The organism is Mesorhizobium sp. M0410 (assembly GCF_040321435.1).
GTDB lineage: Bacteria > Pseudomonadota > Alphaproteobacteria > Rhizobiales > Rhizobiaceae > Mesorhizobium.
The window spans coordinates 17702-29670 of the sequence record NZ_JAMYRN010000017.1 but is presented as its reverse complement, the minus strand read 5'-3'; the positions used below and the strand labels follow the sequence as shown (position 1 = coordinate 29670).

13 protein-coding genes are annotated in these 11969 nt (G+C 61.8%); 5 read left to right on the top strand and 8 right to left on the bottom strand.

The window, feature by feature from the left end; all coding sequences use genetic code 11:
• Entirely contained in the window at positions 1–804 is an 804-nt protein-coding gene (locus NKI63_RS22810) for an N-acetylmuramidase family protein (protein WP_352505489.1), read from the bottom strand.
• 151 nt (positions 805–955) lie between these two features.
• On the opposite strand from NKI63_RS22810, the gene NKI63_RS22805 reads away from it, so the two are divergent.
• The 5 genes from NKI63_RS22805 (at position 956) to NKI63_RS22785 (ending at position 3165) form a co-directional block, all read left to right on the top strand.
• Positions 956–1141, top strand: a complete 186-nt coding sequence (locus NKI63_RS22805; RefSeq protein ID WP_254820493.1) for a hypothetical protein — start codon at positions 956–958, stop codon at positions 1139–1141.
• A 173-nt stretch (positions 1142–1314) separates the two neighbouring features.
• Positions 1315–1464, top strand: a complete 150-nt coding sequence (locus NKI63_RS22800; RefSeq protein ID WP_352505488.1) for a hypothetical protein — start codon at positions 1315–1317, stop codon at positions 1462–1464.
• 176 nt (positions 1465–1640) lie between these two features.
• Complete coding sequence (locus NKI63_RS22795; protein ID WP_352505487.1) at positions 1641–1808, top strand: hypothetical protein; 168 nt, start codon at positions 1641–1643, stop codon at positions 1806–1808.
• A 167-nt stretch (positions 1809–1975) separates the two neighbouring features.
• Positions 1976–2149, top strand: a complete 174-nt coding sequence (locus NKI63_RS22790) for a hypothetical protein (RefSeq protein ID WP_352505486.1) — start codon at positions 1976–1978, stop codon at positions 2147–2149.
• A gap of 269 nt (positions 2150–2418) precedes the next feature.
• Complete coding sequence (locus tag NKI63_RS22785; protein ID WP_352475728.1) at positions 2419–3165, top strand: hypothetical protein; 747 nt, start codon at positions 2419–2421, stop codon at positions 3163–3165.
• Between the two features lie 91 nt (positions 3166–3256).
• Here the strand turns inward: NKI63_RS22785 and NKI63_RS22780 are convergent, their stop codons facing one another.
• From NKI63_RS22780 to NKI63_RS22750, 7 genes are all read right to left on the bottom strand, one after another.
• Entirely contained in the window at positions 3257–3841 is a 585-nt protein-coding gene (locus tag NKI63_RS22780) for an acyltransferase (RefSeq protein ID WP_352505485.1), read from the bottom strand.
• Between the two features lie 33 nt (positions 3842–3874).
• Entirely contained in the window at positions 3875–6616 is a 2742-nt protein-coding gene (locus NKI63_RS22775) for an SGNH/GDSL hydrolase family protein (protein ID WP_352752325.1), read from the bottom strand.
• 141 nt (positions 6617–6757) lie between these two features.
• Positions 6758–7108, bottom strand: a complete 351-nt coding sequence (locus tag NKI63_RS22770; protein ID WP_254820487.1) for a hypothetical protein — start codon at positions 7106–7108, stop codon at positions 6758–6760.
• Between the two features lie 290 nt (positions 7109–7398).
• Positions 7399–8019, bottom strand: a complete 621-nt coding sequence (locus NKI63_RS22765; protein ID WP_352752327.1) for a DUF1851 domain-containing protein — start codon at positions 8017–8019, stop codon at positions 7399–7401.
• Positions 7982–10690 (bottom strand): hypothetical protein, encoded by a 2709-nt coding sequence (locus tag NKI63_RS22760; protein ID WP_352752328.1) that lies wholly within the window; start codon positions 10688–10690, stop codon positions 7982–7984. Before NKI63_RS22760 ends, NKI63_RS22765 begins: the two co-directional genes overlap by 38 nt.
• Positions 10690–11181, bottom strand: a complete 492-nt coding sequence (locus NKI63_RS22755; protein ID WP_352752330.1) for a hypothetical protein — start codon at positions 11179–11181, stop codon at positions 10690–10692. Before NKI63_RS22755 ends, NKI63_RS22760 begins: the two co-directional genes overlap by 1 nt.
• Before the next feature lie 2 nt (positions 11182–11183).
• Entirely contained in the window at positions 11184–11843 is a 660-nt protein-coding gene (locus NKI63_RS22750) for a hypothetical protein (protein WP_352752332.1), read from the bottom strand.
• Positions 11844–11969: the final 126 nt, after the last annotated feature.

Below are 11969 nucleotides of genomic sequence, written 5' to 3'. Positions count from 1 at the left end.
TCATTTCCTTCCGAATAGTTTGAGGATTGCTGATAATTTGAGGATGGTGGCGATCAGCGCTGCCCAGAAGCCGGGCTTGGCGGCAGGCACAGGAGGCCCAGGAGGCGCGTGCGTGGCGGCCGCTTGTGGAACGGGAATTGGGCTGGCTGGCTCTGGCGGAGTTGCAGGGACGACCGCCGACGACAGCGGGCCGGCAGACGGCCAAGGCGTGTCCTTGATGCGCGACCATTTGCGATAGGCCTCTGCGAGCCTGGTATCGTAGGCGTTCTTGCGATAGCCGGCGCCGTTGTAGCCCTTGGCGAAGCCTGCCCAGTCATGGTTGCGCAGATTGTCGTCGAGCTTGTTCGTCTTGATGAAGTTGAACGCGGCCTCAAGCTGGGCTTCCTCGTCGGCCATCATGGCTTCCACCATGGCCTGCACTGTCGCGAACCCGGCGGCGGCGTGGTTTTCGCCGAGAACCTGGCCAAGACCCCATGACGCGGATTTGAGCGCCGCGGTTTCGTCGATCGCACAAGCTGCCTTGAGCCGTGGGTAGCCATCCCTGGGATAGGGCTTCTCGCCCCACTTCGAATAGGCGAGGCCAGCGGCTACCGCTCTTGCCCGCTTGGCACCCGACAGGTTGCGATAGAAGACGTGCGGCTCGAACAGGATGACCGGCCGGCCAAGGGCGTCGAAGCCGTGCCCGCTCGTTTCAACATCGAGGAACGCGTGCATCTCGTCCTCGCCGACGCCGATCCGGGCGCCGAGTTTCGGCAAGTCCATATCATCGAGGCGCCTGGCGGCGCCCTTGAACAAACGGTCCATAGGTTTCCTTTCCGCCCTCGCGGGCAGAGTTTTGAGCTTGAAACGGCACGTGCGTGGCGGCAGAGCAGAATTGGGCGGCAGCGCGCGCCGATGTGGCAAGCAAGGTTGATGTTTTCGACCCGCCATGTGAAATGGCCGCGGGATGGTGCACATGTCTGATGACGAACAAACCGCTGCGGCGCGCTGGACGGTGAAGTCCGAACTCCGCGCCGTCGGTCGCGACAAGCCGCTGCTGCTGGTGCTGGCGGCGATCCTCTGCCTCTATTGTGCGTTTATCGCCGGACCGATCGTCTACGCGGTGCTGGCCATCAACGGCATTGCGGATTTCTTCAAATGAAGCCGGTTCCGGCGATCTCGCTCCGGTCCCGGTTCCTGCGTCCACCGCGCCCGAAATTGCTCGACCTGGATGAAATTGCTTAGCCGGGATGAAACCGTTCCCGTCTATCGTTCGTACCTGTAGCGGGTACGGGAGGACACGTGACGATAAGAATCAGGCTTCCAGGCGGGACTTTGAAGATCAAGAAAAGGGACGAGCTGCGGCGGCGCGAGCAGAAGCGCGAGGTGCCGGTTTGGCAGGTCGGCAATTATTTCGTCATCTGGTGGCCGAGCGGCATGTCCGATCGCCGATCGTCGCCCAACAAGTCCTCGCCCAGGAAATAGCCCGGGCACCCGACGATCCCGACCCGGCACTGATGCCTCGGTGCCGGATCAGGAACCGCCGTGCGCGCCAAACTTCCGAGACCGCTCGACAAATCCCAGAAAAAGTCAGCGGACAGGCGTTGACTCTTCCGCCACGGAAGGTTTTGATGCTGCATTGCACAATCAGGCGGGGGCCGATGGCAGTACGTATCAGAATGCTAGGCGGCACGCTGAAGGTGAAAGTGTACCGCGAATTGCGCGATCGCGAACGCGCCCGCCGCATACCTGTCGTCAAGATCGGCCGGGTTTATTTCACCTGGTGGTCGAACCGCCAGCGACTCATTGACGACCAGTCGCCACGGTGAACGTCCCAATTCTTCCGACCTGGCATGCGCCTGGGAAGCCCGCTCAGCCTCCGCAGGCGAGCTCGCAAGATAAGTTGATGAGGCTGCTGTTGACTCTTCCGTGACGGAAGGTCTCTACTTACCGCATTGCACGAAAATTGCTGCGTTGCACAACGGGAGTTGGACCGATGGCGGTGCGTATCAGGTTGCCTGGCGGCACTCTGAAGATGAAGACCTATCGTGAGTTGCGAGCCCGGGAACGCGACCGCCGCGTGCCTGTGATGAAGATGGGTTCGCTTTATTTTATCTGGTGGTCGAAACGCCAGGAACCTCACCAGAAGCCGCAGGACAGCAGACGGTAGCGGCTCCGCCGGCGACGGGTCCGCGTCAGCGATGAACCCTGACAATTCCGAAATACAACTCCAGCTGTAGGAATTTTTGGTCGGCCGGGTGTGCCATTGTTGGTGCGCACAGCATCCCGAGCGGCCCTCGCAGAGCAATTCTTCCGACGTCTTTTCGGCGATTTTCAAACGGCGTCCAGACTGGCGGGCGCGGGTGTTTGCAACTTGCAAACCGTCGCCGCTTGTCGCAAATAATTGGCCGCGGGCGGGCGATCAGGAGTCATCCATTGATGAATGTCCAATCGCGCATGCATGCTTTCCTTCGCTCAAGTCCGCTCCGATATTATTTTCACCTCGCAAAGGCTCGCCTTGCCGGGTCTCCGCAATCAGACGAAAGTGTGATCCTGTCGCAGATTGTTGGCCAAAGCCCGAAAACGTTCTTGGAATTTGGTTTCCATCCGACGGAATACAACTGCATTGGGCTTAGTGAATTCAGGGGTCTGCTCGTCGACGGCGACGCAACGACCGTGCGGTTAGCGCGCTCGCTGCTTCCAAAGCGGATTGAAGTGCGCCAGAGCTTCATTGATCTCAACAACATCGAAAGTCTCGCCACGCATTTTCCGCAACTTGGAGTGCTTTCCGTCGATGTCGATGGAAACGACTACTGGTTTCTGCAAGCCTTGCTGCCAGTGCGGCCGGCCGTCATTGTGGCGGAGTACAACGCCAGTTTTGGTCTCAATCCTATCACAGTGCCGTATGATCACGCTTTCGATCGCACCGCCAAGCACGACAGCGGCTGGTATCACGGTGCATCGATCACCGCCCTGGCCAATCTCTGCAAGAAGTACGGCTACAAGCTCGTTGCCGTCTCGTCCGCCGGCGGGAACGCGTTCTTCTTACCTAACGGTTCGGACATGCCGGGATTGGAGCCGGCTCAGTCCTATCGAGAGAGCACCCTGCGCAACCGCTGGTCTGGAACTACCGCTAAGGATCAATGGGAGCGTATCAAGCATATGCCTTTTGTCGAAGCGACCTGAAACGGAGACGAGAAATGTACGCTGGATAACCGCATCGACATGTAGCCATATACGATGGCACGACGCTCATTGATGAGCGCGGCCAAAGGCATCACTTCACTAGGTCTGCTGGCCGCACCAACGAATCGGCCGGGACGTCGTGTCGAACAATCGACCCGGCCGAGATAATCGCCCGATCGCCGATGGTGACACCCTTCATGACCATAGCGCTATTGCCGATCCACACGTCATCTCCAATAGTGATCGGCGCCGAACGAATGCCCGGGTCGACACGCGGATGGCCCTCACGAAAGATGGCTTGCATCTGAGCAAAACGCTTCTGCGGGTCCATCGGATGCGAATTGGTGTCGTGGATCGCCACGCCCCATGAGACGTGCACTCGCTTGCCGATCTTGATCCCCACCGGGTCTGACGACCAAATCGTCGAGCCTGGGCCAAGATAAAACCAATCATCGATTTTGATCCGACCCTCGTGGGCAAAGACCTGCAAATGCCCATCCAAATGGCTGTCCGCGCCGATCGAGACGCGAGACCGGTCCCCGCGGATATTGAAAATTTCCGCCCCGGCGCCAAACTTCGTGCGCGGCCCGATGACGGCATTTTCCCTAGCGGCGCCAGTGGCGATCCATGACCAAAAGCGGCGGCGAAGAGCTAGAACGGTGGAGAAGACGCGCATTCGCGAACATCTGCCACACAGGATCACTCCAGTCTAGGCTCCGAAGAAGCCCCGGCGCGAGAGACGACGAAGTTCCTCTGCATCGAAAGTTCCGTGCCGCAGGCTGCCGGCAGCAGTCGGATGAAGCTCATCGCTCATGTAAGCCAACGAGGTCAGGTAGCCGATACCGCTCTCGCCTCCTACATCAATTAACGGTATGGACAGCATATCGGCTACCTCCCGCTCCGCCTTCATGAACTGGACCAGCGTGTTGCCTTGACCGTTTATTCTTCCTATCCGGTGCGTCGCGTGTCCAGGGCCGCCGCTGTAGGTACCAATCATGACGATCTTGGCATTCGGCGCGCGCGCTCGGATGGCGGCGCAGGCCGCCCACAGCGAACCATAGTGAGTGGCGTAGGTCGTGTCGCCGAGAGCGCCTAGGGGCGTCTCCTGCGCGCCAAAGGCGTTCGGGCCCGGCTCCAAGATTACCAACTCCGCGTCGACTGGAATGTTGGCGATCGCATTGGACATTCCGTAGCTCGGATAGGCGGTGGTGCTCAGCCCCAAGGCCGAGCCACTGACCGCTAGATTGGTAGGAACCATACCGGTCAGACCGACGAGGACGGGAACGTAGTAGGCTCCGGCCGAAATGCTAGAGCCGATCAGGGTCAATTTTTTGCCAACCAGGGCGGCCGAGCCGTCGTCATATGGGTCGCCGCCGATGTTGGCCGGATCCGACAATAGGCCAAGATACAGAGCGCCATTGGCGACTGCCGTCACGCCGGCGCTTTTGGTCCAGGCCGAGTTGGAGAGGTTTTCCGAAGACGAGAAGACATTCGGCCCACCATTGATGCTTAGAGCCGACCTTTGGACATAGAATCCAGACACACCATCGCCGACATACGGGTGACCGCCAGCAGACGGGAAAATACGCTGTTGCCAGTTCGTCGCGGCCGTGGCTGTTGCCGTCTTCGTAACCGTGCATTCGTACCAGCCGTTGCCAAGAGCGACGATGCTCGCACCTGTGCCGGTCGCGGTCCCGGTGTCGAGATTGAAGGTGCAGTCGAAGATGACGGCGTTGTTGGAGTAGAGATTGAGACGATTGCGTTCGCCCTTTTTGGCGGTGACTTTCCAGACGATATTGTCGCCATTGACCACGGACCTGCCCTGATAAACGGAAGGATTGCCAGAGCCGACCATTTCGACAAGCTTCGATGCCGTCATTCGGCCTCTGACGGTCACGTCGAGGCCATCGACAAGCGGAGGCAGGGAGATCAGCACCGGTTCATAAGGGCTGACCGTGGTGGTAACCGTCACGTTCTGCTTCGTGAAGGCTGCGTTGGCGGGGTCGCTGCTCGGGAACAGGTTAGCCGGCAGGCCCTGCTTGCGAAGCACGACACTGCGAATGTACATACCGCTGGTTCCATCGCCGGTGAACGGAAAAACGCTAGCAGCCGACATACGTGCCTGCACATTGTTCGTAATATTTGCCGCAACCAGGACGACAGCCTTGCACTCGTACCAGCCGGAGCCAATATCTGTGATGGCAGCGCTGACGAGGTTCGCGCCTGAACTGCTTGAGACGATACCCTCCTCAAGATTGAAGTTGGCTGTATAGGCCGCACCAGGCCCCGCGTGGATAAGCTGCAGAATGCTTCGCTCTCCAGCTTTGGCAATGGCAATGTGCTCGATCGTGTCGCCCGACACAAAAGAGTAGGATCGATATATAGATGGGCTGACTGATCCGGCCGCCTCTGTTAGCCTGGCGGTCGGAACGCTAAGGCCTTCGATCATTGCTAGGCTATCGACGCTCGAAAGGAGAGCAGCCGTTGCCGCCCGGACACCCGTATCAGCTGCTACCGGTCCGGCCCCAACATTGAACAACCCCAAAGAACCTGTCGAAACTTCGGTCCAGAAATACTCACCGACATCGACATTCCTGCCCAGCACCGCCGCGGCGGCGGCGCCGGCCAGTCCTGCCGACGCCGCAAAGCTGAACGTCGGCGCCACTGTGTAGGAGCCCGGCGCCGTGATCAGTATCTGCGTCAGCACCCCGCCCGCCACCACGAAGCGGCCGGCAGCGCCCGACCCGGTGCCGCCGGTAAACGCCAGGTCGAACATGCCGTTGGCGCCGCCCGAGCCTGGCGTGATCGCACCGTTGCCGGCGACGCCGAAGCCGATTGCCGCGGCAGTCGTCGGGAAAATGCCCTTGCCGTAGAGCGAAGCGTCGCGTGCAGCCTGAGCGCTGATGACGGCCGCCGCGGCCGCGACGGCATCGGAATTAGTCGCAGCCCGGTCGGCTGTGGTTTGCCCGGCATTCGCTGCTGAAGCGGCAGCACTCGCGGATGCCTGGCCGGCGCTGGCTTCGGCAGCATCCTTCAGCGCCTGGGTTTCATCGCGCAGCGCTTCGACCTCATCGACCATCTCCGCGATGTCGGGCGGAACGGATGCGGCGACGGTGATGGCATCGGCGCCGACGGCCGGCTCGTCGGCCGTGAACTCGAACACGCGGCCGGCATTGACCGATCCGATCTGGGTATGGACGGTGGTGCCCTTCTGCAGGGTGCGCGTAGTGCGGGCATCGGCGGCGCGGAACCATTCGCCTGCGCTCGCGGTGTAGATGCCGTTTTGCGTCGGGTCGGCCTGGTCCTTGACCAGCACGCGGTCGCCGACCTCGGCCGGCACGCCGTCGATCGCCTGCAGGCCATGCAGGAGGATGTCGGCCGTGGTCGCGAGGCGCACGGGTTCGCGTTCGCCGGTCAGGAGACGAACGGCGGCAGTTGCAGGTCGGGACATGAGGGCTTGCTCCATAAAAAAAGCCCCGCACAAGCGAGGCTGGAAGGGGTTCAGTGCTGTCGGTGGGAAACTTAGCTACGCGGCCGGACACCGCCCTATCCGGCGCAGCCGGCGATTTTCCGGACAGAGAGCGGCAACGGGCTACAGCAATCCGCCAATGAGCCTTCTTGTGCCGCCCATTGCCGCCAGTCCGCAGGCCATGCCGGCGCAGTCGGCGACCCAGTCGAGGATATCCATATCGCGCGCGATCAGTTGGGCGCCCTGAAGAAGCTCGATCGCCGCGCCGGTGATGGCGAGGAGCAGGACCAGTCTCGTCTTGTGTTCCGGCCAGCCGAGGCTTCCCAGCGCCGCCAGCACCGCGAATGCCGCGGCGTGGTTGAGCTTGTCGTGGTGGAAGGTGAAGCCCAGGTCCAACTCCTGCAGGAAGCGCACCGGCGAAAGCGCGAGCAGGAGAACGCCGGTCAAGGTGAGCAGAAAAACGATCCTTGCCATGGTCGAAAAAGAGTCCGTGCGCAACAGGTCAATCCTTCATCTGAAATCGGAGACGATCCAGAAGGCACCACCGACTGGACCGCTCTGCGGTTATCAGGCCATAAGCCAGCATCGTGACCACAATCAGACCGCTGGCTACTTGCGGCACGCTCTACCCGGACCGTCCGGCCACAAAACGGATAGCGCATCACAGACCGCGGGGGTCGCACCCCTTCGGACCAGAGGCAAATACCGCTTCTAGCCATGCTTCGAACGGGAGTCCCGAGTGGCAGATCAGCGGAAACCCTGTTTTAGAGAAGGTCTCGGATATTGACAGGTGTTCCCGGTGGCAGGTCTTTCACCTTCGCAATAAGTTGGCCCATTATGTGCCAATAGACTTCCAGGTCCGACAGCTCCTGGTTTTTGATTTCGTCCTTCCCGTTGAGAAACAGCGGTATCTTATAGCCGACGCACTGGTTAAAGGCTGGCTCGGCGCCGCCGGCCTCACGCCAATCTGAGTAGAGATTGGCGGCCAATGCTGCATCTTCGTCCTCGATGACATCGACTTCGTGGAAGGTCCGGATGTTGGCAGGCACCTGAAGAGCCTCGCCCATGCCCGGCTCGAACATCACGACACCAGGTTCCCCTTGTTCCAGCCTTTGGCTATCGACTGCAAGCGCCGTCCCCAGCCAATCATAACCAAAGCAGGTGATTCGGCCGGTGAATTCCGGAAAACCCAGGCAGACACGTGCGTTCCAACGTGCCACGTCCTGCGCCCGGATAATCCTGTACAAACCGTGCTTGAACGAAGCACCGCCGAAACTGGCCAGCAGCTCGCTTAATCCAGGTACTTTCGTATCCAGGGAGATATTGCCGGTGTCCGCGGGCACCCTACTATCCACCGGGAAGTTTTGGCGAAATGTCTCGAACATTGCGATCTCCAATCGTTACTTTGTTAATTTTGGTTCCATAAGGCAAATGCTTGATCCGCTGCTGTATCTGAGAACCAAGGCTGGTGTTAACACTCGCATCCAATGTGGCCATATTGGATAGCTGGTCAGAACCTCCTAGTTGCAAATCAATTGTATGATCAACATGGCTGCTAGCGGGGACTTTATTACCGGCGGCAATAAACTTCATACGAGCTCCCTTGATGACCCGAACCGCGCGGCTCACGACGGTTTCAGCAGCAGTTAACAGCTGCACTTTGAGATCCGCGGCAGCCCGTTGCGCAACGTCCCATTCAGGCATGTAATATAGATGCAGGTCTTGACCAACAGAGATTTCGCTGGTGCCGCCACCGGTTGCTCCCACATCTGTAGCAAGCGGGTCTGGCATTGCCTCGGATATCCGAGGACCCGAGGCTTCTGGAGTTACAGCAGAACCAGCATTCGCAGGACGCTCCGCCAGCCTTGCCACCACCTGGCTGCCAACTGCACTGAGTCCCTCGGCAAGGACATTGCCGCCCGCCCCCCAAAGCGCGCCGTTGGCAATTCCCCAGGGAACGCTCTGTCCTGTGTTGAAGGCGTATGCCCCGCCATAAGTGCCACCCGCCACACCCGCTACGCCGGTTCGGGCACCAAGACCGATCACGCCGTTCTCCGCCGCCGCGCCAGCGCTTGCCCGACCCAGCAAACCGAACAAACCCGTCGCCAGGGCATATCCGCTTAAGCCTGCGCCGAGGGCCTCTGCCACCCAACCGGCCGAGGCGGCCCGGTCCTCGGCGTCCTCTGTCTCGGCCTGCTCATCTTCAAGAAGGTTCTCGTAGTTTCCGCTCGACCAAACGGAGTCCAGCCCGGCGGAGATCGCGTCCGCACCGTCGGCAGCCACGCCCTTAGCCGTGAGGCGGCCGACATCCGACAATGCCAAGCCGAATTGCTGCAGCAGCGGCATGGTGCTGTACTGGGCTCGGGCCGGATGTTCCCCGATCCACGCCAGCCCGTTCTTGAGCACTGCAACCTGGGCTTCCAACGACTCTGGCGCGAGGTTCGGATATTGGGCGGCCTTGGCTCGCCACTGGGCTTCCGCCGCCACAGAAATCTGTTGGGTTGTCGCCTTGCGGGCATCCGGATCGCGAACCGCCAGGACGATCGAACTCAACTCGGCAAAGCGGTTTTCGAACGGGACGCCTTGGTCGATGTATTTCGCCGCCTGCTGGCCAGCTACAGCCCAAGGCATTGGCAGTATTCGGTCGAAGCCCAACTCCTGCTGAGCAGCGACGGCCCAGGTGACGGCGGCCTTATAATCCTCAGGAGCTGTGATCTTGTCCCAGTCCGGAGCACGGTTCGGGAACAGTTGGCCGACGTAACCGGCGGGATCGGCGCGCCTGGCACCAAGCACCAATTGCGCGGCGCCGGCCCTTATCTCATATTGCTTGCGCTCTTCCGGCGCGCCGTAGCGGCCGGGCTCAAAATCCCGAATCTGGGCGTGTATCGCCTGGTTCGGGACGGGTCGCATGTCGAAAACCGCGCGACCGATATCAGCCGTTATGTTGAAGGCTCGGAGACGCTTGCCGCCATCTTCGGCGCCGTATACGGCAGTGAAGTCTTCGGCACCCGGGGTCTTGCCAGAATAGCTGCCGGTATTGGCAATGGCAGCCGGCGCATTCTGGTAAGCAAGGTCGATGTTGGTACGCGCATCGACCAGGCTTGCGGCAGTCGCTACCTGCGCCTTCTGGCCGAGATCCTGAATCGCGTCCGGCGACAGGTCGGCAATCCAGGGTCCTGCGGCAGCCCAGGCTCTATTTCCGACAGGCTCCATGGAACCCATGCGGATAGGTGGTTCGTCGGATGGAAGGCCACCTACGGGCGCTTCGCGCGTCGCCAGCACGCTGGACCCACTCGCCCGAGGTCCGCCCACAGCCTCGATGATATCGTCCTTAGTCCTGCCGTCCGTTGAGACCGGCCCAGTCCCCAGCATCCCCGCAGCGCGCTTCGGGTCTTGGGCGATCATCGCCTGGACGAGCGCCTTGGCCGTGTTGCTGCGCCAGGCGGCCTCGGCGGCCTGCCGGGCCACCGGATTGCCCATCTTGCCGATCAGGTCGAGCCCGCTCTGCCTGATCGCCTCGAATGTTTCTGTGTCGTTCGGGTCGCTTTGCGCGATCGAGCTGGTATAGATTTGCTCGACCTTGCTCCACTCGGCCTGCTCATAGGTCTGGCGCCGCGCGTGCTGCTGCGCGGCCATGCGCGCCGAGCCGGCCAGCCGCAACGCCTGCTTTTGCGCGAGGAAGTTGGCGCGTTCGCCCTCCGGCACTTTCGCCACGGTGTCGTCGAAGATCTGGTCGAACAGGCCGGGCTTGACGACGCCGTCGCTGCGCGGATCGAGCTGGCCATACATGAAGTCGTGCAGGCCGCCGCCGTCGGCCGGCGCGGTCTGCACCGCCACGGCCTCGGCGTGCGCTATGCGTGCGTTCAGCTCGCGGCCGATAATGCCGGCGTCGAACGCATCCTGCTGCTGCTTCTGCTGCCGGAAGCGTTCGGCAATCGCCGACAACTCGTCGCCAAAGCCTTGCATGGCGGCGCCCACCGGCGAGCCGTTGGGATAGGAGGCCACAGTGCCGGTGTCGAGGCGGCGCTGGGCAAGCTGGAGCGGGATGGTGGCCATCAGTAGAGGCCTCCGCCCGGCGCCGGCGGGAAGGCGCTTCTGCCGAACGTCACCGTCTTGGCCGGGTCGTAGAGGCCGGAGATGCCGGACACGAGACTGCCGCCGGCCTTGAAGATCGAGGCGCCCACCGCCTGCCTGCCGGAAAAGCGCGCGATCGCCGCTTGCGTGGCGAGACCGTTCTGGCGCAGCTGCGAGCCGTACCGGATCGCCTTGAGGTCGAGCTGGCCCTGCCTGGCATTGGCGGCCAGCACCTCGGTCGGCGAACCAGAAATGGCGACGCCCGAAGCGCCGGCCTGGGCACGCGCCTGGGCCTGCAGCAGATCCTGCTTATGGCGCTCCTGGCCCTGCTCGAAGGCCGAGCTTTGGGCGTCGGCCCGCGCCTGCTGTTCATAGGCCTTGGCCTGGTAGTCGGCCATCTGCCTGGACTGCTGGCCTTCCGCCAGCGCGCCGCCGACCGAAAGCGCCGTACCGATAAGAGCTAGTGTGCACATGGTCAGCCTCGTTCGCCGGCGGGAATGAATTTGCTTTTGATGCCGTCGACCGGCGCACCGATCGAAGGGCGCCGGTCGAGCACGCCGCCGGGGCTGAGGAAGGACAAAAGCAGCCGGTCGGCCTGGATTGCCGGGCGGCTGAGACGCGATGGCGGGGCGGCGCGCGGACCGGCCATGGCAATGCGCCGGATGGTAGTCAGGTTGACCTTCAGCCCGACGGCGCCGTCGGCATCGAAAAGGCCGTTGGCGGCGATGATGGCGCGGCTCAAGGCATCGGCCGCGAACAGCTCCTGCCGCAGCTGCTCGATCAGCTCGTGAACGCTCTTCCAGCGCTCACCGAGGGAAGCCGCCTTTGTTCGGATCTCGGCGCCAAGCGCTTCAATGTCGACGCGGGCTTCGCTTCGGGCGGCGGCGATGCGGCGCTTGTCCGCTGCCGCGATGGTCCTCTCGACGAGCGCAATTGCATCGTTGCAGTCGTCTAATGCGGCACGGGCTGCTGCCAGGTCGCCCTCGCCGAAAATCGCGCGATCCTCGGCCTGTTGCAGCTCCTGCTTGCGGGCGATCGCATTGTTGAGGTCGGTGTCGAGCAAGGCGCGGATGGCAGCGAAATCGGCAGCCGTCCGCGCCTTGCCGAGTTGCTCGGCATGGGGGATTTGAGTCACGGTAGGTTCCTTGGTTGGGGAAGCGATGGAGGACAGAGAAGTGATCTCCCCCCTCGAGGGGGAGATGGCCGGTAGGCCCGAGGGGGTCGTCTCGCGTGGAGCGCCAACCCCTTCAATTCGCGATGG

What these genes read in the sequence shown, in the direction of transcription:
- NKI63_RS22810 (WP_352505489.1), bottom strand. Translation starts at nt 804, where the DNA reads ATGGACCGTTTGTTCAAGGGCGCCGCCAGGCGCCTCGATGATATGGAC.
- NKI63_RS22805 (WP_254820493.1), top strand. Translation starts at nt 956, where the DNA reads ATGTCTGATGACGAACAAACCGCTGCGGCGCGCTGGACGGTGAAGTCC.
- NKI63_RS22795 (WP_352505487.1), top strand. Translation starts at nt 1,641, where the DNA reads ATGGCAGTACGTATCAGAATGCTAGGCGGCACGCTGAAGGTGAAAGTG.
- NKI63_RS22790 (WP_352505486.1), top strand. Translation starts at nt 1,976, where the DNA reads ATGGCGGTGCGTATCAGGTTGCCTGGCGGCACTCTGAAGATGAAGACC.
- NKI63_RS22785 (WP_352475728.1), top strand. Translation starts at nt 2,419, where the DNA reads ATGAATGTCCAATCGCGCATGCATGCTTTCCTTCGCTCAAGTCCGCTC.
- NKI63_RS22780 (WP_352505485.1), bottom strand. Translation starts at nt 3,841, where the DNA reads ATGCGCGTCTTCTCCACCGTTCTAGCTCTTCGCCGCCGCTTTTGGTCA.
- NKI63_RS22775 (WP_352752325.1), bottom strand. Translation starts at nt 6,616, where the DNA reads ATGTCCCGACCTGCAACTGCCGCCGTTCGTCTCCTGACCGGCGAACGC.
- NKI63_RS22770 (WP_254820487.1), bottom strand. Translation starts at nt 7,108, where the DNA reads ATGGCAAGGATCGTTTTTCTGCTCACCTTGACCGGCGTTCTCCTGCTC.
- NKI63_RS22765 (WP_352752327.1), bottom strand. Translation starts at nt 8,019, where the DNA reads ATGTTCGAGACATTTCGCCAAAACTTCCCGGTGGATAGTAGGGTGCCC.
- NKI63_RS22760 (WP_352752328.1), bottom strand. Translation starts at nt 10,690, where the DNA reads ATGGCCACCATCCCGCTCCAGCTTGCCCAGCGCCGCCTCGACACCGGC.
- NKI63_RS22755 (WP_352752330.1), bottom strand. Translation starts at nt 11,181, where the DNA reads ATGTGCACACTAGCTCTTATCGGTACGGCGCTTTCGGTCGGCGGCGCG.